At 60.6% G+C, this 25,437-nt stretch carries 19 protein-coding genes; 14 read left to right on the top strand and 5 right to left on the bottom strand.

The genetic code is table 11. From position 1 onward, the window contains the following. Positions 1–406 precede the first annotated feature (406 nt). The 5 genes from ACM6I7_RS05025 to ACM6I7_RS05005 all read left to right on the top strand — a co-directional run bounded on the left by ACM6I7_RS05025 (position 407) and on the right by ACM6I7_RS05005 (position 8,678). Entirely contained in the window at positions 407–3,859 is a 3,453-nt protein-coding gene (locus tag ACM6I7_RS05025) for a GMC oxidoreductase (protein ID WP_414888082.1), read from the top strand. A 208-nt stretch (positions 3,860–4,067) separates the two neighbouring features. After that, positions 4,068–5,936, top strand: coding sequence for a hypothetical protein (locus ACM6I7_RS05020; RefSeq protein ID WP_414888081.1), 1,869 nt, complete (start codon positions 4,068–4,070; stop codon positions 5,934–5,936). A gap of 25 nt (positions 5,937–5,961) precedes the next feature. After that, on the top strand, positions 5,962–7,206 hold the full coding sequence (locus tag ACM6I7_RS05015) for a metallophosphoesterase family protein (RefSeq protein ID WP_414888080.1): 1,245 nt from the start codon (positions 5,962–5,964) through the stop codon (positions 7,204–7,206). 529 nt (positions 7,207–7,735) lie between these two features. Beyond that, entirely contained in the window at positions 7,736–8,362 is a 627-nt protein-coding gene (locus ACM6I7_RS05010; protein WP_064589562.1) for a hypothetical protein, read from the top strand. Positions 8,363–8,390: 28 nt separating this feature from the next. Next, positions 8,391–8,678: a hypothetical protein gene (locus ACM6I7_RS05005; RefSeq protein WP_064589561.1), complete on the top strand. Its 288-nt coding sequence runs from the start codon at positions 8,391–8,393 to the stop codon at positions 8,676–8,678. A gap of 69 nt (positions 8,679–8,747) precedes the next feature. On the opposite strand, the gene gbcA is transcribed toward ACM6I7_RS05005, so the two are convergent. Then, positions 8,748–10,043, bottom strand: a complete 1,296-nt coding sequence (gene gbcA, locus ACM6I7_RS05000) for a glycine-betaine demethylase subunit GbcA (RefSeq protein WP_027610658.1) — start codon at positions 10,041–10,043, stop codon at positions 8,748–8,750. A gap of 281 nt (positions 10,044–10,324) precedes the next feature. Between gbcA and gbcB the strand changes: the two genes are divergently transcribed. Then, on the top strand, positions 10,325–11,425 hold the full coding sequence (gbcB, locus tag ACM6I7_RS04995) for a glycine-betaine demethylase subunit GbcB (protein ID WP_095187122.1): 1,101 nt from the start codon (positions 10,325–10,327) through the stop codon (positions 11,423–11,425). A 120-nt stretch (positions 11,426–11,545) separates the two neighbouring features. Here the strand turns inward: gbcB and ACM6I7_RS04990 are convergent, their stop codons facing one another. Next, on the bottom strand, positions 11,546–12,370 hold the full coding sequence (locus tag ACM6I7_RS04990; protein WP_414888078.1) for an SDR family oxidoreductase: 825 nt from the start codon (positions 12,368–12,370) through the stop codon (positions 11,546–11,548). 244 nt (positions 12,371–12,614) lie between these two features. Further along, positions 12,615–13,655, bottom strand: coding sequence for a low specificity L-threonine aldolase (locus ACM6I7_RS04985; protein ID WP_016772826.1), 1,041 nt, complete (start codon positions 13,653–13,655; stop codon positions 12,615–12,617). A 126-nt stretch (positions 13,656–13,781) separates the two neighbouring features. Here ACM6I7_RS04985 and ACM6I7_RS04980 point away from each other — a divergent pair, with 126 nt between their 5' ends. The 8 genes from ACM6I7_RS04980 (at position 13,782) to fdhA (ending at position 23,923) form a co-directional block, all read left to right on the top strand. After that, on the top strand, positions 13,782–14,492 hold the full coding sequence (locus ACM6I7_RS04980; RefSeq protein ID WP_253151281.1) for a TraX family protein: 711 nt from the start codon (positions 13,782–13,784) through the stop codon (positions 14,490–14,492). Positions 14,493–14,778: 286 nt separating this feature from the next. Beyond that, on the top strand, positions 14,779–16,032 hold the full coding sequence (gene glyA, locus ACM6I7_RS04975; protein WP_027610662.1) for a serine hydroxymethyltransferase: 1,254 nt from the start codon (positions 14,779–14,781) through the stop codon (positions 16,030–16,032). A gap of 20 nt (positions 16,033–16,052) precedes the next feature. Next, positions 16,053–17,303, top strand: a complete 1,251-nt coding sequence (locus ACM6I7_RS04970) for a sarcosine oxidase subunit beta (protein WP_003206307.1) — start codon at positions 16,053–16,055, stop codon at positions 17,301–17,303. Between the two features lie 14 nt (positions 17,304–17,317). Beyond that, complete coding sequence (locus tag ACM6I7_RS04965; protein WP_003228964.1) at positions 17,318–17,647, top strand: sarcosine oxidase subunit delta; 330 nt, start codon at positions 17,318–17,320, stop codon at positions 17,645–17,647. After that, entirely contained in the window at positions 17,644–20,661 is a 3,018-nt protein-coding gene (locus tag ACM6I7_RS04960; protein WP_027610663.1) for a sarcosine oxidase subunit alpha, read from the top strand. The genes ACM6I7_RS04965 and ACM6I7_RS04960 overlap by 4 nt, the downstream gene beginning before the upstream one ends. 160 nt (positions 20,662–20,821) lie before the next feature. Continuing rightward, positions 20,822–21,454 (top strand): sarcosine oxidase subunit gamma, encoded by a 633-nt coding sequence (locus ACM6I7_RS04955; RefSeq protein ID WP_008086919.1) that lies wholly within the window; start codon positions 20,822–20,824, stop codon positions 21,452–21,454. Between the two features lie 208 nt (positions 21,455–21,662). Next, a complete protein-coding gene (gene purU / locus ACM6I7_RS04950; RefSeq protein ID WP_115988742.1) occupies positions 21,663–22,520 on the top strand; it encodes a formyltetrahydrofolate deformylase in 858 nt (285 codons plus the stop codon). 203 nt (positions 22,521–22,723) lie between these two features. Then, positions 22,724–23,923, top strand: a complete 1,200-nt coding sequence (gene fdhA, locus ACM6I7_RS04945) for a formaldehyde dehydrogenase, glutathione-independent (RefSeq protein WP_027610665.1) — start codon at positions 22,724–22,726, stop codon at positions 23,921–23,923. A gap of 118 nt (positions 23,924–24,041) precedes the next feature. Here the strand turns inward: fdhA and ACM6I7_RS04940 are convergent, their stop codons facing one another. Both ACM6I7_RS04940 and ACM6I7_RS04935 read right to left on the bottom strand, forming a co-directional pair. Further along, complete coding sequence (locus ACM6I7_RS04940; protein ID WP_333992353.1) at positions 24,042–24,716, bottom strand: anti-sigma factor domain-containing protein; 675 nt, start codon at positions 24,714–24,716, stop codon at positions 24,042–24,044. Continuing rightward, positions 24,713–25,348, bottom strand: coding sequence for an RNA polymerase sigma factor (locus tag ACM6I7_RS04935; RefSeq protein ID WP_115988745.1), 636 nt, complete (start codon positions 25,346–25,348; stop codon positions 24,713–24,715). Before ACM6I7_RS04935 ends, ACM6I7_RS04940 begins: the two co-directional genes overlap by 4 nt. Positions 25,349–25,437 lie beyond the last annotated feature (89 nt).

Below are 25,437 nucleotides of genomic sequence, written 5' to 3'. Positions count from 1 at the left end.
CCCCCAATTGCTGTGGGCGGTTATGTGGATAACTTGTTTGCCAAACCCTGCAGGCCCCGTCGGGCATAGTCCAAACAGCAATTGATCAGATTTCATACAGTTCTAAACCGTTGCCTTGACTTCGATTCCTGCGCTGTCTTCACTGCAATGGCACAAGGACAGCCGTCACTTATCCACATCAGGTTCTGGGAGAACGCATGATGGATAGCCGCCCACACCGCCATCCCCCCTCGCCACGCAAGCGCACGTTACGTCGTGCGGCCAATCAACGCGCTCGTCTGTAGCGACCTCCTGCTTTAACTGCTGTGCTGTCGCCGGGCTCGACCCGGAGGCCAGGTGCCCGTTCGCCCATAGATTGCAGGCAACCGCAGAGTTGCCCCATCTGCCTGAGAAGAGGAACACCCTCATGACACGCATCGCAACGCCCATCAGCGAGATCAAGGAACACTACGACGTGATCGTCATCGGCTCCGGTTATGGCGGCGGCATTGCTGCGTCGCGCCTGTCCCGGGCCGGCAAGCAGGTGTGCCTGCTCGAACGCGGGCGGGAAATCCAGCCCGGTGAATACCCCAACACCATGATCGCCGCGACTGAAGAGCTGCAGGTGCATGACCCGGACGGCCACATCGGCTCGCGCACCGGGCTGTTCGATCTGCATGTGAATGCCCAGCAGAACGTGGTGGTCGGCTGCGGCCTCGGCGGTACATCGCTGATCAACGCCAACGTTGCCCTGGAGCCGGAACCCGGGGTGTTCGAGGATCCACGCTGGCCGCAGGCGGTACGCGATCATCGCGATACGCTGCTCAAGGACGGTTACGCCCGCGCCCGGGAAATGCTCAAGCCCAATCCGTATCCGAACAGCGCGCCGAACCTGCCCAAGCTCGACGCCAACAAAAAGTCTGCGGACTACCTCAAGCAAGGCGCGCATTTCTACAAGCCACCGATCAACGTGACCTTCGACAAGCTGCCGAACAACCTCAACCACGTCGGCGTCGAACAACTGCCGTGCAACCAGTGCGGCGACTGCGTCTCGGGCTGTAACAACAAGGCCAAGAACACCACGCTGATGAACTATCTGCCGGATGCCTGGAACCATGGCGCGGAGATTTTCTGCCAGGCTGAGGTGCGGCATCTGGAGCGCGACGGCGATGGCTGGATCGTGCACTTCCAGTACCTCGACAGCGGGCGCGAGAAATTCGACGCGCCGACGCTGTTCGTGAAGGCCGATATCGTCGTGGTCTCCGCCGGCACTCTCGGCTCTACCGAGATCCTGCTGCGTTCGCGGGACAAGGGTCTGGTGATGTCCGGCCAGCTCGGCGAGAACATGAGCGGTAACGGTGACATTCTCGGCTTCGGCCACAACTGCGAGCAGACCATCAACGGCATCGGCTTCGGCGCGCATTCGGCCAAGGAGCTGCACCCGGTCGGCCCGTGCATCACCTCGATCATCGACATGCGCACCGAAGGTGAATGGCGCAGCCGCATGGTCATCGAGGAAGGCTCGATCCCCGGCGCCCTCGGCCGGCCGATGGTGCCGGCGATGGCCGGGTTTGCCGAGATGATCGGCAAGGCCACGGACGACAGTTTCAGCGGCAAGCTCGGCTACAAGGAGCGCGAGGCCGAAAGCTTCCTGCGTGGCCCGTATTACGGCGCGCTGCACAATATGCAGACCTACCTGATCATGAGCCACGACAGCGGCCAGGGCCGGATGATTCTCGACAACAAGGACCAGTTGCGCATCGACTGGCCGGGTGTCGGTGAGCAGGAAAACTTCAAGCTCGGCAACGAACGTTTGTACCAGAGCACCAAGGCACTGGGCGGGGTCTGGGTCGAGAATCCGATCTGGACCAGGCTGCTCAAGCACAGCATCGTTTCTGTGCATCCGCTGGGCGGTTGCGTGATGGGCGAAGACGCGACGCAAGGCGTGGTCAATCACAAGGGCCAGGTGTTCAGCGGCGCGGCCGGCACCGATGTTTACCCCAGTCTGTACGTGACCGACGGCGCGGTGATTCCGACCTCGCTGGCGGTCAATCCGCTGCTGACCATCTCCGCTGTGAGTGAACGCAACATGGGCCTGCTGGCCGCCGACCGTGGTTGGCAGATCGACTACACGCTGCCGTCGGCACCGCGCAAACAGGTGGCACCACCGACTCTCGGCGTGCAGTTCACCGAAACCATGAAAGGCTATTTCTCCCGCGCCTTCACCGCCGCGCAAAGCACCGATCTGAAAGTCTACGAGGCGGCGGCCAAACGCGGCGAGGCAGATAATTCGCCGATCGACTTTACCCTGACCATCACCGCCAACGACCTCAACCGGATGATCAAGGAACCGGAGCACGCCGCGACCATTGTCGGTACGGTCAATGCCCCGGCGCTGTCGCCGCAACCGCTGACCGCCAGCAATGGCGTGTTCAACCTGTTCGAGCAATTCGAGCAGCAGGTCGACACGCGGCACATGAAATACGACATGAAACTGACCGCCGAGGACGGCAGCGACTACTTCTTCAGCGCCTTCAAAACCGTGCCGGAAGACAACGGCGTGCTGAACATCTGGCACGACACCAGCACCCTGTACGTGACGCTGTATCGCGGGCCGGACAAGTCGGGCGAGGTGATCGGCTCCGGAGTGATGCACATTCATCCGAGCGATTTCGCCAAGCAGATGACCACCATGAAAGTGCTCAACGCGCGTAACGAGCGCGAGCGCATCGAAGGCTTGGCGCGCTTCGGCAAGTTCTTCGCCGGGATTCTCTGGGAGAGTTACGGCGGGGTCTTCGCTGGCGATATCTACTTCAACCCCGACGCGCCGCCACGCCTGAAACGGCCGCTGGATGCGCCGACCCCGGCGGTGCATTTCTTCCCCACCGAGGACGGTGTCGAGCTGCGCCTGACCCGTTATCAGGCCGGCAGCAAAGGCCCGGTGATGCTGGTGCATGGCCTGGGTGTCGGTTCGAATATCTTTTCCACCGACACCATCCAGACCAACCTGCTGGAGTACCTGTGCAAGCACGACTACGACGTGTGGCTGCTGGATTTCCGGGTGAGCATTCTGCTGCCGGCGAGCAAGAAGGAATGGAACGGCGACCAGATCGCCCAGTACGACTTCAAGGCTGCCATTGCGCAGATTCAGCAGGAGACGCAGGCCAAAGACGTGCAGTGCGTGGTGCATTGCTACGGCGCGACGACATTCTTCATGTCGTTGCTGGCAGGGCTGCAGGGTGTGCGTTCGGTGGTCTGCTCGCAGATTGCCGCTGACACTGTGGTTGCCACGGCTACCGGGTTGAAGGCCGGTTTGCACCTGCCGGGCATGCTCGATGCAATCGGTATCAAATCGATGACGGCTTACGCCGACAGCAAGGAAAACTGGTTCAACCGCCTCTACGACAAGGCCCTCAACGGTTACGCGCGAATCGAGGCGCAGGGTTATTGCACCAACCCGGTGTGCCACCGCATCACTTTCATGTACGCCTCGCTGTATCGCCACGACACCCTCAACGAAACCCTGCACGACAACCTGCACGAACTGTTCGGCGAATCGAACATCGAGACCTTCGAGCACCTGGCGCTGATCGTGCGCAAAGGGCACTTGGTGGATTTCAAGGGCAACGATGTGTACATGCCGCACTTCGAGCGGCTGACGATGCCGATCTGCTTTATCAGCGGCGCGGAGAACCAGTGTTACCTGCCGGAAAGCACGCTCAAGACCTACCAGCGAGTCTGCGAAGCCCACGGGCCGGAGCGCTACAGCCGGCATGTGGTGCCGGGCTACGGCCACATCGACTGCATGTTCGGCAAGAACGCGGTGGTGGATGTGTATCCGCTCATCCTTGAGCACCTGGAGAAAACGGCCCTCGGCTGAGATCGATTACTGATTTCTGTGTTGAGGAGATTCTCTGTGGCGAGGGGATTTATCCCCGATCGGCTGCGCAGCAGTCGTAAAACCTGAGTGCGCGATCATCCTGACAGACCGCGCCGGCAGGGTTTGGGGCCGCTTCGCGACCCATCGGGGATAAATCCCCTCACCACAGGGGACATCGCTGGTTGGTGGTCAGAAGGAAATGGATGACATGGATACCTGTATTCGCTGGTTTCAACGCTTCATCTGGATCGGCATTGCGATGAACATGGTGTTCGCGATCCCGGCGCTGTTCGCGCCGGGATTGCTGACATCGGTGGTCGGTCTGCCGCCGCAACTCTCCGACCCGTGGCTGGAAAACACCGGGATGCTGCTGGTGGGCATCAGCGTGTTTTACATGCCGTCGGGCTTCAATGCGCCGCGCTATGTGGTGCATTCCTGGCTGTGCGTACTGACGCGGCTGATCGCCGTGGTGTTCTGGATTTACCTGATCAATACGAGCATTCAAGGCTCGGTGTTCGTGCCGATGCTGATGGGCGATCTGAGCTTCTTCCTGATCCTCGGCATTCTGCTGTACCTCGGTACCACGCCCGCGAACCGGCCATGGGCGCTGCTGTGCGATGGCTGGCGCGAGTGGCGCGCGGCCTGGGCGCGGCAATGGCAGAGCCATACCTTCAAGGTCGGTACCTTGGTCGTACTGGCGCTGCTCGGTTTCATCGGTTACCAGACCTGGTACCAGATGCTGCGCGTGGTGCCGGAGCAGGAATACGCCTCCGACGAAGATCATTACAAATACGCCGCCATCGGTCTGGGCATCGAAGCGCGGATCCCGTATTACCTGTTCGCCGTGCTGCCGCAGATGTGCCCGGAAAAACTGCCCAAACCCGGCGGCTGGGAAGTCTTCGGCTTTCTCTATGAGAACGGCAAGGACCTGCCGATCGGCATGGCCAAGCGGCAGATCGGTTACCCGACCGTGGAACCGAACTGCGCGCTGTGTCACACCGGTTCCTACCGGGCCAATGCCAGCGAGGTTGCGGTCAACGTACCCAGCGCGCCGGCCAACACCCTGCAACTGCAAGCCTTCCAGTGGTTCGCCTACGATTGCGCTAGCGACCCGAAATTCACCACCGACGCGGTGATGGCGGCGATCAACGGCAAATTCCAGCTGGGCTTTTTCGAGAAGCTCTACAACCGCTATCTGATCATCCCGATGGCGAAAAGCGCCTTGCTCAAGCAGAAGCAGGCCTACGCCTGGCAGAAGCTGCGTCCGCAACAGGGCCCGGGCCGCACCGACACCTTCAACCCGACGAAAATGGTGGTGTTCGGCTTCCCGGATGACTCGACCATCGGCACCGTCGATCTGCCGCAAGTGTGGAACCAGAAGCCGCGGGAATCGATGTACCTGCACTGGGACGGCAATAACAACAAGATCCACGAACGCAACTACGCCGCCGCGATGGCCGTGGGCGCGACCCCGGAATCGGTGCTGCCGCCGAGCTTCAACCGAGTGACCAACTGGCTGCTCGGGCACAAGGCGCCGGCGTGGCCATGGGCGCTGGATCAGGCGAAAGTCGCGCAAGGCAAGCCGATCTGGGATGCCAATTGCGCCGCGTGCCACGACTTCGGTCGCGCCGACACCGGGCAAGTCACCACCAATATCGATCAACTCGGCACCGATCCACATCGGCTGGACTCGTTCACCACCGGTCTGGTGACCGCGTTCCACACCTTCAAGAAACCGCCATTCGACTTCGGCGCGTATCGCAAGACCCAGAGCTACAGCAACACGCCGACTGACGGTATCTGGCTGCGCGCGCCGTACCTGCACAACGGTTCGGTGCCGACCCTGTGGGACCTGCTGCAACCGCCGGAAAAACGTCCGGTGGTGTTCATCACCGGCTCCGACGTCTACGACCCGGTCAACGTCGGTTTCGTCACCACGGGCGCTCAAGCCAAAGCCTCGGCGGATTTCAAATACGACACCCGACTGGAGGGCAACCACAACAGCGGTCACCTGTATGGCACCACGCTGTCGGACGACGACAAACGTGCGTTGATCGAATTCATGAAAACCCTGTGAGCCCTTACGGATAGAGGATTACGCCATGTCACTGGTCAGTCATTGGGAACACGAGTACGACAAGGTCAAACTGCGCATTCACGGCTTGTTCACGCGCATGGAAATGGCCTGGATGAAGCTCATCAGCGAGCTGGAGCCGCAGGAGTTTCAGGCGATCATCAAGCTGCTGCAGCGCGGTCACGATCAGGCGCAATACGTGCTGAAAAACGGCGAGTTGCCGGATGACGAGCCGGCGGTGCCGTGGGAGTTGTCCCACGGGTTGTCGATCCTGCGCATCGGCAATGCGACGCCATTGCCGCAGTCCCCCGATCAACTGCAAACCAAAGTGCTCAAGGACGGCACGCTGCTCGGCTGCCGCAAGTGGGAACTGCTGGATCTGCTGTGGAGCGAGGCGCTGCTCAAATGGATCGAAAACCTGCGTCACCACGCGACCTTCGGCACCGACCCAGCGCTGGTGACCATGGATCGCGAAGTGACGTTGGCGATCGCCGGCGACTGGGGCACCGGGCCGTTCAACAGCCATGCGCCGGCGGTGTCGGTGGCCAACCAGATGCAACTGGCCAATGCCGACTTCACCATTCACCTGGGGGATGTCTATTACGCGGGCACCCACTCCCAGGAGGACACCGACATGTCGGGCTGGCCGATGGGCACCCACGGCTCGTTCACCCTCAATTCCAACCACGAGATGTACAGCGGCGCCCACGGTTACTTCAAGGAACTGGCCGCGCGTTTTCCGGGGCAGCAGGGCACCAGCTACTTTGCCTTGATCAATGACGACTGGCTGATTGTCGGGCTGGACACGGCCTATGCCTCGGACGTGATGAACCTGTACATGGACGGCACGCTGAACGAACCGCAAATCGCCTGGATGAAGGGCTTGCCCAAACGCAAGAAGCTCATGGTGCTCAGTCATCATCAGGGTTTTGATATCACCGGACACAACAAGACCGCGCTGTATCAACCGGTGTGCGATGCACTGGGGCGCGAGCCGGATTACTGGTATTGGGGGCATCTGCACAATGGCATCGTCTACGCCACCCAGGGCGGACTGCATGCGCGCTGTGCCGGGCACGGAGCGATTCCCTATGGCACCACCAGCGAGCTGAACGGGCATCCACGGATACTGTTTTCCGAGACCCAGGATGCGAAGGATCCGGACTATCCGCTGCGGGTGTTGAACGGGTACGCGAAAATCAGGTTGGTGGGGGAGGAGATTTTCGAGGAGTTTATTGGCGAGGATGGCAGTGTGAGGTGGTCATCCACATGACCGGGTGCCTGCGGTATCTGTACCGCAGGCCTTTTCATGCATTGAAAATATAAAAACCTTAACTTCTCTTGTGCTGGCTAGTTAAAGGGTTTGGTTGTCGGTATATGCCGAATCAAAATAGAAACAGTTTCCGATAGTTCTATTGGCAAGTTTGACAGGTATGGTGGCTGCGACTTTACTTGGCTGCACGTGAGGAATTGAACAAAATTGTTCAGCAATAAATTCCGCCGGGTTCAATGCAGGAGTTTTTTTGTAATGGAGTACTTTTAGTCAATTTATTGGCTTTTTATCAAGAAACCCTACTTTGTGATTAATCCATTTCGGGATGGCGCTGCGAAAGCTGTTTAATTCGCGCGTATTTCATGTGGGATGCTGTTTGATAATTGCCGGAATTAAAAAGACAACGAGCAGTTGCATGGGCGGAGTATGAGTTTTTTGACGAGTGCTGTCTGCCGGTTTTATCAGCAGCATTTGTCTGCCGGGGCACAACACCAAGTGCGATAAATACAACACTACAAGGAGTTCCAAAATGTCTGAAGCAGCCAAGTCAAAAGTCAAGTCGGTCGCCGAAGCGGCCGTTCCTCCGTCGAAAGAGGCTTATGTCGAACTGCTGAACGAAATGCGCGTTCATGCCAAGAAACGCTCGTCGGGTGCGGCACGAGGCGTACTGATGGCTTCGCCACGCCTGCAACAGATTCACCTGCGCAGCCTTTATCTGAGTAATGGTGCCAATGATCCAGGTGTGAAAAGGCTGGAAAAAGAAGCCAGGGAAGCAGGAGAAGGACAGTCGAATCAATCGGAAAAAGGGCTGGTGAAAGCCACCGAAGCGTTCCAGAATTCCGGGTCGACCGATACCAAGTCCTACAAGGAAAAACTTGAGGAACTGCGTAAACGTGACCAGAAGGCTGCCGAAGAGCGAATCGACAAAATCTACGACGCGGCCATCAATGAAGTTGACAAATTTCCGGCCAGTGCCGATGCGGTTATTGGTTTTATGGAAAACTTTGGCAATCTCTTTAATGGCGTACTCAACAAGATCGGTGACTTCTTTATCGAGATTGGCCAGAAGATCCTCAGTTGGCTGAAGAATGTCTGGGAGAAAATTACCAATACTTTCAATTCGGTCGTCAGTTGGATTGGAGGCTGGTTCTCCTGAAGCCATTTTATGGTCTGTGAGGTGTTTAATGATCAAACCATTTAAACCCATCGGGCCACCGCCGTTTATCGATCCTATTGAAGGCGAGTGGTGTCGCGCAATCAATCTTGAAGAAAATCGGGCGCTTGATGCAAATAAAGCAAAGCTCGATGCTCTTCGACTTCGCGACAAGAAACGAACCGAAGAAAAGATCGATGGTTTGTACGATGCGCTGCAAAGAAAAATCGACCCGGACTATAAACGTCCGCCGAGTGCCGCTGATGTGAACAATATCTTCGAGGCGGCGCAGAGCATCATCAGATCCTGGAACTGGTAACGGTGCCACGGCTGCAATAAAAAAACCGCGAGCGTGCTCGCGGTTTTTTATTGTCGGCACTGGCGATTTTCAACCCTGAACAGGCACGCCCTTGAGGTACGGCGCAGGCTCGGCCCCAAGGTTGTTCAGCATCCGCTCGCTGTACCAATCCACGAAGTTGACCACGCCAAACTCATAGGTCTTGGAGTACGGCCCCGGCTGATAAGCCGTGGAGTTGATCCCGCGCTGGTTCTCTTCGGCCAGACGCCGGTCTTGATCGTTGGTCGCGTCCCACACCTGGCGCATGCGCTCGACGTCGTAATCCACGCCTTCGACCGCGTCCTTGTGCACCAGCCATTTGGTGGTGACCATGGTTTCCTGGGCGCTGATCGGCCACACGGTGAAGACGATGATGTGGTCGCCCATGCAGTGGTTCCACGAATGCGGCAGGTGCAGGATGCGCATCGAGCCGAGGTCGGGGTTCTTGATCCGGCCCATCAGTTTGGCGCAGCCCTGTTTGCCGTCCAGAGTCATCGACACGGTGCCCTTGAGCAGCGGCATGCGCACGATGCGGTTGCGCAGGCCGAAACTGGCGTGTGCATAAGGAATTTTCTCGGCTTCCCAGGCAGCGGCGGAGGCGGCGACGTGATCCTTGAAGGCCTGATCGGCGCGCGGGTCGGTGACGTCGTCCCATTCCAGCAGGGTTTTCAGCAGTTCCGGGTGCGACGCGTTGCAGTGGTAGCACTCGCGGTTGTTTTCCAGCACCAGTTTCCAGTTGGCCTTTTCCATCAAGGTGGTGGTGATCGCCACCTTGGTGTTCTCCATGTCGTACGGTTCCATGTAGTGGTTCAGCGTCGACAGGAAGTCATCAATGGCCGGCGGATTCTCCGCCAGGCTGATGAAGATGTAGCCGCCGGCAGTCTTCACGTTCACCGGTTTGAGGCCGTACTGCTTCATGTCGAAGTCGGCGCCCATCTCGGTGCCGGCGAACAGCAGGCGCCCGTCCAGTTCGTAGGTCCACTGGTGGTAGTGGCAGACCAGCTTGGCGACCTTGCCCTTTTCGCTGGTGCACAGGCGCGAGCCTCGGTGGCGGCAGACGTTATGAAAGGCATGCACCACACCGTCGGCGCCACGAATGACGATGATCGGGTTCTTGCCGACCTGCAGGGTCAGGTAGTTGCCCTTGGCCGGGATCTCGCAAGTCATGCCGGCGATCAACCACTCTTTCTGGAAGATCTCCTGCATGTCGATATCGAACAGGCGTTCGTCGCTGTAGAACGGCTGCGGCAGCGAGAAAGTGCGCTCGCGCTCCTGCAGCATCTGTGCGGTGGCCTTGCGTGCGGGTTCCAGCGGATCGCCCAGGCTGATTTTTGCGGTGACGTCCATCGATGTATTCCTCAAGGCCATCTGCGTGGCCGCGAAAGTGGCTGATCAGGGTTGCTACGCAAGGTGTAAAGAATTCGTCTTGGTGTGGGGCGAGTGTGGGGCCGGCGCTGGCCGGAACCTTATCCATGGGCGACATGGTGCAATCTGTTCCCGACGCGCAACCCCCGGCGGTTGGGGGCTGGTCGCGATAAGTATGCCGATGTCGCGGATAGGTAAACGGACGGTTCACGCTATACGCAGAATCGCCACATGAAGGCCGACAGTCGGCCGTGGAGAACAGCATGTCCAACAGCTTCCTGAATCCGGTCACCACCCAGACCTGGGCGAATGGCCGACACATCGTCCGTTGCGTCAAAGTCATCCAGGAAACCTGGGACGTGCGCACCTTCTGTTTCATGGCCGACCAGCCGATCCTGTTCTTCTTCAAGCCCGGGCAGTTCGTGACCCTGGAGCTGGAAATCGACGGCCAGCCGATCATGCGCTCGTACACCATTTCCAGTTCGCCGTCGGTGCCGTACAGCTTCTCGGTGACCATCAAGCGTGTGCCGGGGGGCAAGGTCTCCAACTGGCTGCACGACACCCTGCATGAAGGCCAGGAGCTGGCGGTGCACGGGCCGGTCGGGCTGTTCAACGCCATCGACTTCCCGAGCCCGAAAGTGCTGTATCTCAGCGGCGGCGTGGGGATCACTCCGTGCATGTCGATGGCGCGCTGGTTCTACGACACCAACGCCAACGTCGACATGACCTTTATCCACAGCGCGCGCTCGCCGAAAGACATCATTTATCACCGCGAGCTGGAGCACATGGCGTCGCGGATCGACAACTTCAGCCTGCACCTGATCTGCGAGAAACACGGGTTGGGCGAGCCGTGGGCCGGTTATCGCGGCTACCTCAATCACAAGATGCTCGAACTGATGGTGCCGGACTTCCTTGAGCGCGAAGTGTTCTGCTGCGGCCCGACGCCGTACATGAACGCGGTCAAGCGCCTGCTGGAAGTGGCCGGTTACGATATGTCGCGTTATCACGAGGAATCCTTCGGCGCCACGCCACCGGAAGCTCGTGCCGATGCGGTGGAGCAAGCCGAGCAGGCCGCCGATGCGCCGGAAATCGATGCGGCGGATCTGCATCAGGTCGAGTTCACCGCCTCCGGCAAGAGCATTCGCGTGGCACCGGGCGAAACCGTGCACGCGGCGGCGGCCAAGCTTGGCCTGATGATCCCGAAAGCTTGCGGTATGGGGATTTGCGGGACGTGCAAGGTGATGAAACTGGGGGGCGAGGTGGAGATGGAGCACAACGGCGGGATTACCGAGGACGACGAGGCGGAAGGGTTTATCTTGTCGTGCTGCAGCGTGCCGAAGGGCGACGTGCGCATCGAATTCTAGACCACTGCACAAATCCAATGTGGGAGCGAGCCTGCTCGCGAAGGCGGTGTGTCATTCAACATCTGTGCTGTCTGACACGGCCTCTTCGCGAGCAGGCTCGCTCCCACAGGGTTATGCGCTTCAATCGATAAACAGATCGGGCATCAGTGCGGCGTCGCTGTCCGGCTCGAACCGGTAATGCTTGAACTCAGTCACGCCGTGCTCACGCAAAATTTCTTCGTCGATAAGCAGCCGTCCAGTGATCTGTCGTGCGCTGCTTCCCAGAATCACATGCGCCGCATCCGCCATGATCGCCGGCGTGCGCGCATGCTTGAACGACTCGCGGTTGCCCAACTGGAATTCGATGGCGGCGGTGGCAATCATGGTCTGCGGCCACAGTGAATTGACGCTGATGCCGTAACTGGCGAACTCCTCGCTCATCCCGATCGTCAGCATGCTCATGCCGTATTTAGTCACGGTGTAGGGGCTGAACTGGGCAAACCACTTGTTCGCCATGTTCAGCGGTGGCGACAAGTTGAGGATGTGTCCGGCGGATTTCTTCAGATAGGGCAGGGCGGCCTGGCTGCACAGCAGTACCGCGCGGGTGTTGATCTGGTGCATCAGGTCGAAACGCTTGAGTTCGATGTGCTGCACGCCAGTCAACTTGATCGCCCCGGCGTTATTGACCAGCGCATCGATGCCGCCGAAATGCTCGTTGGCCTGGGCCAGCGCATTGCGCACCGCGTCTTCATCACGCACATCGACTTGCAGGGCCAATGCCTTGCCGCCAGCGGCTTCGACTTCCTTGGCTACGCTGTGGATGGTGCCGGGCAGTTTGGGATGGGTTTCGGCGCTTTTGGCCGCAATCACGATATTGGCCCCGTCTTTCGCGGCACGCAGCGCAATCTCACGCCCGATGCCACGGCTGGCGCCGGTGATGAACAGGGTTTTGCCTTGTAGCGACATGCCGATGCTCCTGCTTATTGTTATGTGAGCGGAGGGCTCGACAGACAATGTAGACCAAGAGGCAAACACGTAAGGTGGGGTGTAACTTTGTGGCGAGGGGATTTATCCCCGATGGCCTGCGCAGCAGGCCCAAAGTCTGAATCAGTCTCTGTCAGACAGAAACTCAATGGCAGGTTTTGGGGCTGCTGCGCAGCCTATCGGGGATAAATCCCCTCACCACAGGGGATCTTATCGGCTCAAGGAATCAGGCGGACATCACTTCGCGAATGTCGCGGGCCAGTTCGCGTACGCGTTCTTCTTCGGTGTCCCACGAGCACATGAAGCGTGCGCCGCCCTTGCCGATGAAGGTGTAGAAGCGCCAGTTTTTCGCGGTCAGCGCGGCGATGGCCGGTTCCGAGAGTTGCAGGAATACGCCGTTGGCCTGCACCGGGAACATCAGTTCCACGCCCGGAATGTCGCTGACCAGCTCGGCCAGCAGTTGCGCGCAGTGGTTGGCGTGGCGAGCGTATTTGAGCCAGGCGTCGTTTTCGAGGATGCCGACCCACGGTGCCGAGAGGAAGCGCATTTTCGACGCCAGTTGCCCGGCCTGCTTGCAGCGGTAATCGAAGTCTTCGGCCAGTTTGTGGTTGAAGAACAGGATCGCTTCACCCACCGCCATGCCATTCTTGGTGCCGCCGAAGCACAGCACATCGACGCCGGCCTTCCAGGTCAGGTCGGCCGGCGAGCAGCCGAGGAACGCACAGGCGTTGGAGAAACGCGCGCCGTCCATGTGCAGGTGCAGGCCCAGCTCTTTGCAGGTGGCGCTGATGGCGCGGACTTCTTCCGGGGTGTACACGCTGCCGACCTCAGTGGCCTGGGTCAGGGTCACAACGCGCGGTTTCGGGTAGTGGATGTCCTGGCGCTTGAGCGCAACTTCGCGGATCGACTGCGGGGTGATCTTGCCGTTTTCGGTGCCGGCGATCAGCAGTTTCGAGCCGTTGGAGAAAAATTCCGGGGCGCCGCATTCGTCGGTTTCGACGTGGGCGGTTTCCGAGCAGATCACGCTGTGGTAACTCTGGCACAGCGACGACAGCGCCAGCGAGTTGGCGGCGGTGCCGTTGAAGGCGAAAAACACTTCGCAGTCGGTTTCGAACAGCTTGCGGAAATGGTCGGCCGCACGTGCGGTCCATTCATCGTCGCCATAAGCGCGCTGGTGGCCGTGGTTGGCCTGTTCCATGGCGGCCCAGGCTTCAGGGCAGATACCGGAGTAGTTGTCGCTGGCGAATTGTTGGCTCTTGTCGGTCATGGCCGGCTTCCGTGGTCGAGACTCTTGTGAAGGCTCGTGGTCAATGAGGGTGCGCACTTTACCGAAGATCTTCCGGGGAGCACACGGGATGTCGCTGTCAGAAAATTACCAGTTTGTTACCCGATTATGCACGTGACTAAACGCGACGGCGCGCTGGATCTTCTCAAGTGGCTGGCGCTGCTGAGCATGCTGCTCGATCACCTGCGATATGTCGGGATCAGCGCCGATTGGCTGTATGTGCCGGGACGTCTGGCGTTCCCGTGGTTCTGCCTGGCGATGGCGGCGAACCTGTCCCGGGCCGGTGCGCAGAAGACCGAGTGGCGCTATCTGGGCTGGCTGCTGTTGTTCAGTGCGGTCAGTGAGATTCCGTACCGCTTGTACATTCCTGATCCCGACACCTTGAACGTGATGCCTACGCTGGCGCTGGGGTTGCTGGTGGCGCGGGGCTGGCAGGATCCCTCGATCATGTCGCGATTACTGGGTGTCGCTGCGTTGGTGCTGGCCGCTGTTTTTCCGGAGCGACTGATGTTCGGGTTCTTCGGCGTTCTGTTGCCGCTGGCGCTGCTGTTGGTGTTTCGCCGTCCGTGGTATTTCAGCCTGCTGCCGGGGCTGGTGTGTCTGGCGGGCAATCAGTGGCAGGTACTGTATGAGTCGGCGAGGTTCGGCAGTAGCGTGGCCATACTTGGCATTGCCACCTGCCTGTTCGCGCCAATGCTCGGAATGTTCCTGTTGCGACATGGGCGACATCTCCAGCCACCGCCAATGCGGCGCTGGGCTTACGCCCTCTACCCCGCGCATTTCCTCCTATTGCTCGCCGTCCGCACGGCATACACCTGACCCCTGTGGGAGCGGGCTTGCTCGCGAAGGCGGTGTGTCAGGCGGCATTGATGTCGACTGACACGGCCTCTTCGCGAGCAAGCCCGCTCCCACAGAGGATCTCCGCAGTTTTGGATGATGTGTCCGACCAGCCTTTTCCGGCCATGTCGTAAACGCACCTTTGCGTGGCGTCCGCAGGCATTTGAGCTGTCTGCGCCGGTCATACCATCGGCATCAAAGGGCACTGCCTTGATTGCCAGTGCCTTACCGAGACGAATGGCGCACAGATGCCGCTGGGAGAGACGCGATGTTCAGCAAGCAAGACCAGATCCAGGGTTACGACGATGCACTGCTGGCGGCAATGAATGCCGAGGAGCAACGTCAGGAAGATCACATCGAGCTGATCGCGTCGGAGAACTACACCAGCAAACGCGTGATGCAAGCGCAGGGCAGCGGCCTGACCAACAAATACGCCGAAGGTTATCCGGGCAAGCGCTACTACGGTGGCTGCGAGCATGTGGATAAAGTCGAAGCGCTGGCCATCGAGCGCGCCAAGCAACTGTTCGGCGCCGATTACGCCAACGTCCAGCCGCACTCCGGTTCCTCGGCCAACAGCGCCGTGTACCTGGCGCTGATCCAGCCGGGCGACACCATTCTCGGCATGAGCCTGGCCCACGGCGGTCACCTGACCCACGGCGCGAAAGTGTCGTCCTCGGGCAAGCTCTACAACGCGGTGCAGTACGGGATCAACACCGACACCGGGCTGATCGATTACGACGAAGTCGAGCGTCTGGCCGTCGAGTGCAAGCCGAAGATGATCGTTGCCGGGTTCTCCGCCTACTCCAAGACCCTGGACTTCCCGCGCTTCCGCCAGATCGCCGATAAGGTTGGCGCGCTGCTGTTCGTCGACATGGCTCACGTGGCCGGTCTGGTCGCTGCTGGCCTGTACCCGAACCCGCTGCCGTACGCCGACGTGGTCACCACCACTACCCACAAAACCCTGCGCGGTCCGCGTGGCGGGCTGATCCTGGCCAAGTCCAACGAAGAGATCGAGAAGAAGCTCAACGCCGCGGTATTCCCCGGGGCCCAGGGCGGCCCGTTGATGCACGTCATCGCCGGTAAAGCGGTGTGCTTCAAGGAAGCGCTGGAGCCAGGCTTCAAGGCCTATCAGCAGCAAGTGATCGACAACGCCAAGGCGATGGCCAGCGTGTTTATCAAACGTGGCTACGATGTAGTGTCCGGCGGTACCGACAACCACCTGTTCCTGGTCAGCCTGATCCGTCAGGGCCTGACCGGCAAAGATGCTGACGCTGCCCTTGGCCGTGCGCACATCACCGTCAACAAGAACGCCGTGCCGAACGACCCGCAATCGCCGTTCGTGACCTCGGGCCTGCGTATCGGCACCCCGGCCGTCACCACGCGCGGCTTCAAGGTCGCCCAGTGCGAAGTGCTGGCCGGCTGGATCTGCGACATCCTCGACAACCTCGGTGACGCCGACGTTGAAGCGAATGTGGCCAAGAACGTCGCGGCACTGTGCGCCGACTACCCGGTTTATCGCTGAGCGGTTTGGAGTAAATGACTATGCAACGCTATTCGGGCTTCGGCCTCTTCAAACACTCCCTCAGCCACCACGAGAACTGGCAGCGCATGTGGCGCACGCCGACGCCGAAGAAGGTCTACGACGTGGTCATCGTCGGCGGCGGCGGGCACGGTCTGGCGACCGCCTACTATCTGGCGAAAGAGCACGGCATCACCAACGTCGCCGTGGTCGAGAAGGGCTGGCTGGGCGGCGGTAACACCGCGCGCAACACCACCATCGTTCGCTCGAACTACCTGTGGGACGAGTCGGCGCACCTGTACGAACACGCGATGAAATTGTGGGAAGGTCTGTCGCAGGATCTGAACTACAACGTGATGTTCTCCCAGCGTGGCGTCTACAACCTGTGCCACACCCTGCAGGACATCCGAGATTCCGAGCGTCGGGTCAGTGCCAACCGCCTCAACGGCGTTGATGGCGAACTGCTCAACGCCAAGCAAGTGGCCGACGAGATTCCGTACCTCGACTGCTCGAAAAACACCCGCTACCCGGTGATGGGCGCGACTGTTCAGCGTCGCGGCGGCGTCGCCCGTCACGATGCCGTGGCCTGGGGCTTTGCCCGTGCCGCCGACGCCTTGGGCGTGGACTTGATCCAGCAGACCGAAGTGATCGGTTTCCGCAAGGAAAACGGCGTGTGCATCGGCGTTGAGACCAACAAGGGTTTCATCGGCGCCAAGCGTGTCGGTGTGGTCACCGCCGGTAACTCCGGGCACATGGCCAAGCTCGCCGGTTTCCGTCTGCCGATCGAATCTCACCCGCTGCAAGCGCTGGTGTCCGAGCCGATCAAACCGATTATCGACAGCGTGATCATGTCCAACGCCGTGCACGGTTACATCAGCCAGTCGGACAAGGGCGACCTGGTGATCGGCGCCGGTATCGACGGTTACAACGGTTACGGCCAGCGCGGTTCGTACCCGGTGATCGAGCACACCATCCAGGCCATCGTCGAGATGTTCCCGGTGCTGTCGCGGGTGCGCATGAACCGCCAGTGGGGCGGCATCGTCGACACCACCCCGGACGCTTGCCCGATCATTTCGAAAACCCCGGTACCGAACATGTTCTTCAACTGCGGTTGGGGCACCGGTGGCTTCAAGGCGACTCCTGGCTCGGGCAACGTGTTTGCCGCGAGTCTGGCCAAGGGTGAAATGCACCCGTTGGCCGCACCTTTCTCCATCGACCGTTTCCACAACGGTGCGTTGATCGATGAACACGGCGCTGCTGCGGTCGCCCACTAACAGGAGAAATCCCCATGTTGCATATCTTCTGTCCTCACTGCGGCGAACTGCGCTCCGAAGAGGAATTCCATGCATCCGGTCAGGCGCACATCCCGCGCCCACTGGATCCGAACGCCTGCACCGATGAAGAGTGGGGCGACTACATGTTCTTCCGCGACAACCCGCGTGGTCTGCACCACGAGCTGTGGGATCACGTCGCCGGTTGCCGCCAGTACTTCAACGTCACCCGCGACACCGTGACCTACGAGATTCTCGAAACCTACAAGATCGGCACCAAGCCGCAATTCACCGACAAGGCTGATACGGCGAAAACAGCCACGACGGCGCTGGGAGAGAAGGTATGAGCCAGACCAATCGCCTGTCCAACGGTGGACGGATCGACCGCAACAAAGTGCTGAGCTTCACCTTCAACGGTCAGAGCTACAAAGGCTTCGAGGGCGACTCGCTGGCCTCGGCACTGATCGCCAACGGCGTCGACATCATCGGCCGCAGCTTCAAGTATTCGCGTCCTCGCGGGATCTTCGCCGCCGGTGCCGAAGAGCCGAACGCCGTGCTGCAGATCGGTGCTACCGAAGCCACGCAGATTCCCAACGTGCGCGCCACGCAACAGGCGCTGTATCAAGGTTTGGTCGCCACCAGCACCAACGGCTGGCCGAGCGTCAACAACGACATGATGGGGATTCTCGGCAAGGTCGGCGGCAAGCTGATGCCGCCGGGTTTCTACTACAAAACTTTCATGTACCCGCAATCGTTCTGGATGACCTACGAGAAGTACATTCGCAAGGCTGCAGGGCTTGGCCGTTCGCCGACCGAAGTCGATCCGGACACCTACGACTACATGAACCAGCACTGCGACGTGCTGATCGTCGGCGCCGGCCCTGCCGGTCTCGCCGCGGCCCTGGCGGCTGCGCGCAGTGGTGCGCGGGTGATCCTCGCTGATGAGCAGGAAGAGTTCGGCGGCAGCCTGCTCGATTCGCGCGAAAGCCTCGACGGCAAACCGGCGATCGAGTGGGTGGCCAGCGTCATTGCTGAACTGAAGAACACCCCGGACGTGCTGCTGTTGCCGCGCGCCACCGTTAATGGCTACCACGACCACAACTTCTTGACCATTCACGAACGCCTCACCGATCACCTCGGTGACCGTGCGCCAATCGGTCAGGTGCGTCAGCGCATCCACCGGGTTCGCGCCAAGCGTGTCGTGCTGGCGACCGGCGCCCACGAACGTCCGCTGGTCTACGGCAACAACGACGTGCCGGGCAACATGCTCGCCGGTGCGGTCTCGACTTACGTGCGCCGTTACGGTGTGGCACCGGGCAAGAAGCTGGTGCTGACCACCAACAACGATCACGCCTATCGCGTGGCGCTGGACTGGCTCGACGCCAGCCTGCAAGTGGTGGCCATCGCCGATGCACGGAGCAATCCGCGTGGTGCGCTGGTGGAAGAAGCCCGCGCCAAAGGCATTCGCATCCTCACCGGCAGCGCCGTGATCGAGGCCCGTGGCAGCAAGCGCGTCACCGCTGCCCGCATCGCCGCGATTGACGTCAAAGCGCACACCGTGACCAGCCCGGGCGAATGGCTCGACTGCGACGTGATCGCCAGTTCCGGCGGTTACAGCCCGGTGGTGCACCTGGCTTCGCACCTCGGTGGCAAGCCGATCTGGCGTGAAGACATCCTCGGTTTCGTACCGGGCGAAGCACCGCAGAAGCGTGTGTGCGTCGGCGGCATCAACGGCGTTTACGGCCTCGGAGATTCGCTGGCCGATGGTTTCGAAGGTGGCGCACGCGCTGCCAGTGAAGCCGGTTTCGCGGTGGTCGAAGGCACGCTGCCAAAAGCGCTGAGCCGTCTCGAAGAAGCGACCCTGGCGCTGTTCCAAGTGCCGCACGAGAAGGGCACTTCGCGTGCGCCGAAACAATTCGTCGACCTGCAGAACGACGTCACCGCCGCCGCCATCGAACTGGCGACCCGCGAAGGTTTCGAGTCGGTCGAGCACGTCAAACGTTACACCGCGCTGGGTTTCGGCACCGATCAGGGCAAGCTCGGCAACGTCAACGGCCTGGCCATTGCCGCCCGCTCGCTGAACGTGACCATCCCGCAGATGGGCACCACGATGTTCCGCCCCAACTACACGCCGGTAACGTTCGGCGCCGTGGCCGGTCGTCACTGTGGGCACATCTTCGAGCCGGTACGCTACACCGCGTTGCATCAATGGCACCTGAAAAACGGCGCCGAGTTTGAAGACGTCGGCCAGTGGAAACGTCCTTGGTACTTCCCGAAAAACGGTGAAGACATGCACGCCGCAGTGAAGCGCGAATGCAAAGCCGTGCGCGACAGCGTCGGCCTGCTCGACGCCTCGACCCTGGGCAAGATCGACATTCAAGGCCCGGATGCCCGCGAGTTCCTCAACCGCGTGTACACCAACGCCTGGACCAAGCTCGACGTGGGCAAGGCGCGTTACGGCCTGATGTGCAAAGAAGACGGCATGGTCTTCGATGACGGTGTGACGGCCTGCCTGGCGGACAACCATTTCGTCATGACCACCACCACTGGCGGCGCGGCTCGCGTGCTGCAATGGCTGGAGCTGTACCACCAGACCGAATGGCCAGAGATGAAGGTGTACTTCACCTCGGTCACCGACCACTGGGCGACGATGACCCTGTCCGGGCCGAACAGCCGCAAGCTGCTCAGCGCCGTGACCGACATTGATCTGAGCAACGAAGCGTTCCCGTTCATGACCTGGAAAGAAGGTCTGGTCGGCGGCGTGCCGGCGCGGGTGTTCCGCATCTCGTTCACCGGTGAGCTGTCGTACGAAGTCAACGTGCAGGCCGACTACGCGATGGGCGTGCTGGAGAAAATCGTCGAGGCCGGCAAGCAGTACAACCTGACGCCGTACGGCACTGAAACCATGCACGTGCTGCGCGCCGAGAAGGGTTTCATCATTGTCGGTCAGGACACTGACGGCTCGATGACCCCGGACGACCTGAACATGGGCTGGTGCGTCGGTCGCACCAAACCGTTCTCGTGGATCGGCCAGCGCGGCATGAACCGAGAAGACTGCGTGAAGGATCAGCGTAAACAACTGGTGGGCCTGAAGCCGATCGACCCGAACGTCTGGCTGCCGGAAGGTGCGCAACTGGTGTTCAACACCAAGCAGGCGATCCCGATGACCATGGTCGGCCACGTGACCTCCAGCTACGCGCACAACTCCCTCGGCTATTCGTTTGCCATGGGCGTGGTCAAGGGCGGTCTGAAGCGCATGGGCGAGCGGGTGTTCGCGCCGCTGGCCGATGGCAGCGTGATCGAGGCGGAGATTGTGTCTTCGGTGTTCTTCGATCCGAAGGGGGATCGGCAGAATATTTGAGGGTTCGGCTCCTGTGGAGTGCCAGTCGCACCGCGGTGACTTCATCGCGAGCAGGCTCACTCCTACAGGTGATCGCGTACCCCTTGTAGGAGTGAGCCTGCTCGCGATAGCGGTAGATCTGCTTGCAAAGGGTTCAAGTCAGAATTCAGGAAGGTGCTTTATGACCACAGCCAACGTATACCAACAACGCCCGACCACCGGGGCCAAGGCCGAGTCGTCGCTGCACCATGCCGACCTCGCCAGCCTGGTCGGCAAGGGTCGCAAGAACGCCGGCGTGATCGTGCGTGAAAAGAAACTCCTCGGTCACCTGACGATTCGTGGCGACGGCCACGATGCAGCGTTCGCCGCCGGCGTACACAAGGCCCTCGGCATTGAGTTGCCGGGCGCCCTGAGCGTGATCGTCAAAGGCGAAACCAGCCTGCAATGGATGGGCCCGGACGAGTGGCTGCTGATCGTGCCAAGCGGTGAAGAATTCGCCGCCGAGCAGAAACTGCGCGAAGCGCTGGGCGACCTGCACATCGCGATCGTCAACGTCAGCGGCGGCCAGCAGGTGCTCGAACTGAGCGGGCCGAACGTGCGTCAGGTGCTGATGAAATCCACCAGCTATGACGTGCACCCGAACAACTTCCCGGTCGGCAAAGCGGTGGGCACGGTGTTCGCCAAGTCGCAGCTGATGATCCGCCATACCGCCGAAGACACCTGGGAACTGCTGATCCGCCGCAGCTTCTCGGACTACTGGTGGTTGTGGCTGCAGGATGCTTCGGCTGAATACGGGTTGAGCGTACAAGCCTAAAAGCTTACCCCCTCACCCCAGCCCTCTCCCCCAAGGGGGAAAGGGAGCAGATTTGTGTAGTTTTCGAGCCTGAGTTCGCCGCGATATTTCAGGTCGGCGTAGCTCGAAAGAACACCTCGGTCAGTCCCCTCTACCTCCGGGAGAGGGCTAGGGTGAGGGGCAAAAATCCCCCAGACACCGCGCACAAAAGAACAGGAGTCACCGCACCATGAGCCGCGCCCCAGACACTTGGATTCTGACCGCCGACTGCCCCAGCGTGCTCGGCACGGTGGACGCGGTGACGCGTTTTCTGTTCGAGCAGGGTTGCTACGTCACCGAGCACCATTCGTTCGATGACCGGCTCTCGGGCCGTTTCTTCATTCGCGTGGAATTCCGTCAGCCCGACGGTTTCGACGAGCAGTCCTTCCGCGCCGGCCTCGCCGAGCGCGGAGAGGCATTCGGCATGGTCTTCGAGCTGACCGCGCCGAACTACCGGCCAAAAGTGGTGATCATGGTCTCCAAGGCCGATCACTGCCTCAACGATTTGCTCTACCGCCAGCGTATCGGCCAACTATCGATGGACGTGGCGGCGGTGGTGTCCAACCATCCGGACCTCAAGCCGCTGGCCGACTGGCACCAGATTCCCTACTACCATTTCCCCCTCGACCCCAACGACAAGCCGGCGCAGGAGCGTCAGGTGTGCCAGGTGATCGAAGAGTCCGGCGCCGAACTGGTGATCCTCGCCCGCTACATGCAGGTGCTGTCACCGGAGCTGTGCCGCAAGCTCGATGGCAAGGCGATCAACATTCACCACTCGCTGCTGCCGGGGTTCAAGGGTGCCAAGCCGTATCACCAGGCCTACAACAAGGGCGTGAAGCTGGTTGGCGCGACGGCGCATTACATCAACAACGACCTCGATGAAGGGCCGATCATTGCCCAGGGTGTCGAGGCGGTGGATCACAGTCATTACCCCGAGGATCTGATTGCCAAGGGGCGGGATATCGAGGGGCTGACGTTGGCCCGGGCCGTGGGTTATCACATTGAGCGCAGGGTGTTTCTCAACGCCAATCGCACGGTCGTTCTCTAGATCGCTTTCGCGAGCAGGCTCGCTCCCACAGGGATTTGTGTCGAAACACAGGTCTCTGTCACACCAAAGATCAACTGTGGGAGCGAGCCTGCTCGCGAAGAGGCCATAACAGGCAACACAACAATCAGCATCTGTACCCGAGCACTTAACGCGCTGCCTGCCTGGGCAACGCAGTTCCATAAAAACAACAGCGAGGTGAAAGCATGTCTGGCAATCGTGGTGTGGTGTATCTCGGCGCTGGCAAGGTCGAAGTACAGAAAATCGACTATCCGAAAATGCAGGACCCGCGCGGCAGGAAGATCGAACACGGTGTAATCCTGCGTGTGGTGTCCACCAACATTTGTGGCTCCGACCAGCACATGGTGCGCGGCCGGACCACGGCGCAGACCGGTCTGGTGCTGGGCCATGAAATCACCGGCGAAGTGATCGAAAAAGGTTCCGACGTCGAGAACCTGAAGATCGGCGACCTGGTTTCCGTACCGTTCAACGTGGCTTGCGGGCGCTGCCGTTCCTGCAAGGAGCAGCACACCGGTGTCTGTCTGACCGTCAACCCGGCCCGTGCCGGCGGTGCCTACGGTTATGTCGACATGGGCGACTGGACCGGCGGCCAGGCCGAATACGTGCTGGTACCGTATGCCGACTTCAACCTGCTGAAACTGCCGGATCGCGACAAGGCCATGGAGAAAATCCGCGACCTGACCTGTCTCTCCGATATCCTTCCGACCGGTTATCACGGTGCGGTGACGGCGGGCGTTGGCCCGGGCAGCACCGTTTACATCGCCGGCGCCGGCCCGGTCGGGCTGGCCGCTGCGGCCTCGGCGCGTTTGCTGGGGGCGGCGGTGGTGATCATCGGCGACGTCAATACCATCCGCCTGGCGCACGCCAAGGCTCAGGGTTTTGAAGTGGTCGACCTGTCCAAGGACACGCCGCTGCACGAACAGATCGCCGCACTGCTGGGCGAGCCGGAAGTCGATTGCGCGGTGGATTGCGTGGGCTTCGAAGCGCGCGGCCACGGGCATGACGGGGTGAAAGCCGAAGCCCCGGCCACCGTGCTCAACTCGTTGATGGGCGTGGTGCGCGTCGCCGGCAAGATCGGTATTCCGGGCCTGTACGTGACCGAGGATCCGGGTGCCGTGGACGCCGCCGCGAAAATGGGCAGCCTGAGCATCCGCTTCGGTCTGGGCTGGGCCAAATCCCACAGCTTCCACACCGGCCAGACCCCGGTGATGAAGTACAACCGCCAACTGATGCAGGCGATCATGTGGGACCGCATCAACATCGCCGAAGTGGTCGGCGTGCAGGTCATTAGCCTCGACCAGGCGCCGGAAGGTTACGGCGAGTTCGATGCCGGCGTACCGAAGAAGTTTGTGATCGATCCGCATCGGTTGTTCAGTGCGGCGTAAGTAAAAAGGGCGACCCACGGGTCGCCTTTTTTTTAGATCAAAAGATCGCAGCCTTCGGCAGCTCCTACAGGGATCGATGTAGGAGCTGCCGAAGGCTGCGATCTTTTGATTTTTGCAATCAGAGGGCTGCCAAAGCGCCCTGGTAAAGCACAGGCCCGGTCGGCTGCCCGGTCGGCGAGCCGCCCTTCGGTTCCAGACTCACCGCCAGCGCAATCGGCTGGCCGATCAAGACTTTCTGCGCCGCGCTAAGTTCAACCTTGCCTTTGCCGCCTGCAGGAATCACCCCCAGTGAAATCGGCTTGCCGTCCGCCGGTATCGCCCACAATTCCAGACTGCGATCTGGCCCTATTGCTGCCAATGTCAGCGGTTCGACCTGCAGATAATCCGCATGCGCCTCGACTTTCAGTGCCGGTTGCGCGTCGGCGCTCAGCAGGGTGGCGTGGTAGCGGGCGTCGTCGCGGTTGTACAGGGAGCCGAGGAACACCAGCACCACGATCGAACAGGCAGCGACGCTGACGCGCAGCCAGTTCCAGAACGGACGTTTTTCCGGGACGTGCAGCACTTGCGGTTCGATCCGTGCGGTGATGCCTTGCCACACCCGATCCGGCACCGGGTGCTCCGGCAGCGTTTCGGTAAGACTGGCGAGGCTCTCCTGCCACTGCGCCAACTCGGTTCGCAGTGCTGCGTCATCCAGCAGCAATTGTTCAAAACGTCGACGCGCCGCCGCCGACATCAGGCCAATGGCGTAATCGGCAGCGAGGGCGCGGCGCAGGGCGGGGGTCTGGTAGTTCATGATTCAAGGCACCTGCGCAGACGCTCCATGCCGCGACGAATCCACGACTTCACCGAGCCCAGCGGTGCCGCCAGGTGTTCGGCCAGTTCCGAGCAGGAAAGGCCCTGGAAGTAGGCGACGCTGATCGACTGGCGCTGCATGCCGTCGAGGGTGTCGAGGCAACGGTGCAGCGCGCTGGCTTCGCGGCTGCTGTTTAACAGGTCGTGGGCCGAAGGGCCTTCGTCCGGCAGGGTGTCCTGTTCGAAGTCGGTCATCGGCCGTTCGCGCTGTTTGCGCAGTTGGTCGATGGCCTGATGGCGGGTGATGTTGATCATCCAGGTCAGCGGCGCCGACAAATGGGCTTCGTAGCGCGAGGCGTTGTTCCAGATGCGCACGAAGCTTTCCTGCAGCACTTCCTCGGCCAGATCCGCCCGGCCCATGAAGCGCAGGGCCACGCCGTGCAGGCGCGGGCCAACGCTGCGATAGAGCGTTTCGAATGCACCGCGGTCGCCCAGTGAGCACTGGGCCAACAGCTGGCGCAACTGATCGTGGTCGGCGATGGAAATGACGGCTCTCCAGGCAATGGGCGGGCGACGAGGGCGCTGCTCGGGCTGTTCACAGGCTAGTTCAGCGACAGCGCTTGTGCCATTCATCTGCGGTTATCCACGGTTTCACGTTTTATATACGTGGCTATGCTGAAAATGGATGCGCCGGCGAGGAACATGCAGGCTGAAACCCGGTC

Source organism: Pseudomonas sp. IT-93MI4 (assembly GCF_949767635.1).
GTDB classification, from domain to species: Bacteria; Pseudomonadota; Gammaproteobacteria; order Pseudomonadales; family Pseudomonadaceae; genus Aquipseudomonas; species Aquipseudomonas putida_A.
Note: the sequence above shows the minus strand (reverse complement) of the source record. Positions and strands in the feature narration are given on the sequence as shown.

Bases quoted from the DNA above. Each gene is read 5' to 3' on its own strand.
- ACM6I7_RS05025 (WP_414888082.1), top strand. From the start codon at position 407: ATGACACGCATCGCAACGCCCATCAGCGAGATCAAGGAACACTACGAC.
- ACM6I7_RS05020 (WP_414888081.1), top strand. From the start codon at position 4,068: ATGGATACCTGTATTCGCTGGTTTCAACGCTTCATCTGGATCGGCATT.
- ACM6I7_RS05015 (WP_414888080.1), top strand. From the start codon at position 5,962: ATGTCACTGGTCAGTCATTGGGAACACGAGTACGACAAGGTCAAACTG.
- ACM6I7_RS05010 (WP_064589562.1), top strand. From the start codon at position 7,736: ATGTCTGAAGCAGCCAAGTCAAAAGTCAAGTCGGTCGCCGAAGCGGCC.
- ACM6I7_RS05005 (WP_064589561.1), top strand. From the start codon at position 8,391: ATGATCAAACCATTTAAACCCATCGGGCCACCGCCGTTTATCGATCCT.
- gbcA (WP_027610658.1), bottom strand. From the start codon at position 10,043: ATGGACGTCACCGCAAAAATCAGCCTGGGCGATCCGCTGGAACCCGCA.
- gbcB (WP_095187122.1), top strand. From the start codon at position 10,325: ATGTCCAACAGCTTCCTGAATCCGGTCACCACCCAGACCTGGGCGAAT.
- ACM6I7_RS04990 (WP_414888078.1), bottom strand. From the start codon at position 12,370: ATGTCGCTACAAGGCAAAACCCTGTTCATCACCGGCGCCAGCCGTGGC.
- ACM6I7_RS04985 (WP_016772826.1), bottom strand. From the start codon at position 13,655: ATGACCGACAAGAGCCAACAATTCGCCAGCGACAACTACTCCGGTATC.
- ACM6I7_RS04980 (WP_253151281.1), top strand. From the start codon at position 13,782: ATGCACGTGACTAAACGCGACGGCGCGCTGGATCTTCTCAAGTGGCTG.
- glyA (WP_027610662.1), top strand. From the start codon at position 14,779: ATGTTCAGCAAGCAAGACCAGATCCAGGGTTACGACGATGCACTGCTG.
- ACM6I7_RS04970 (WP_003206307.1), top strand. From the start codon at position 16,053: ATGCAACGCTATTCGGGCTTCGGCCTCTTCAAACACTCCCTCAGCCAC.
- ACM6I7_RS04965 (WP_003228964.1), top strand. From the start codon at position 17,318: ATGTTGCATATCTTCTGTCCTCACTGCGGCGAACTGCGCTCCGAAGAG.
- ACM6I7_RS04960 (WP_027610663.1), top strand. From the start codon at position 17,644: ATGAGCCAGACCAATCGCCTGTCCAACGGTGGACGGATCGACCGCAAC.
- ACM6I7_RS04955 (WP_008086919.1), top strand. From the start codon at position 20,822: ATGACCACAGCCAACGTATACCAACAACGCCCGACCACCGGGGCCAAG.
- purU (WP_115988742.1), top strand. From the start codon at position 21,663: ATGAGCCGCGCCCCAGACACTTGGATTCTGACCGCCGACTGCCCCAGC.
- fdhA (WP_027610665.1), top strand. From the start codon at position 22,724: ATGTCTGGCAATCGTGGTGTGGTGTATCTCGGCGCTGGCAAGGTCGAA.
- ACM6I7_RS04940 (WP_333992353.1), bottom strand. From the start codon at position 24,716: ATGAACTACCAGACCCCCGCCCTGCGCCGCGCCCTCGCTGCCGATTAC.
- ACM6I7_RS04935 (WP_115988745.1), bottom strand. From the start codon at position 25,348: ATGAATGGCACAAGCGCTGTCGCTGAACTAGCCTGTGAACAGCCCGAG.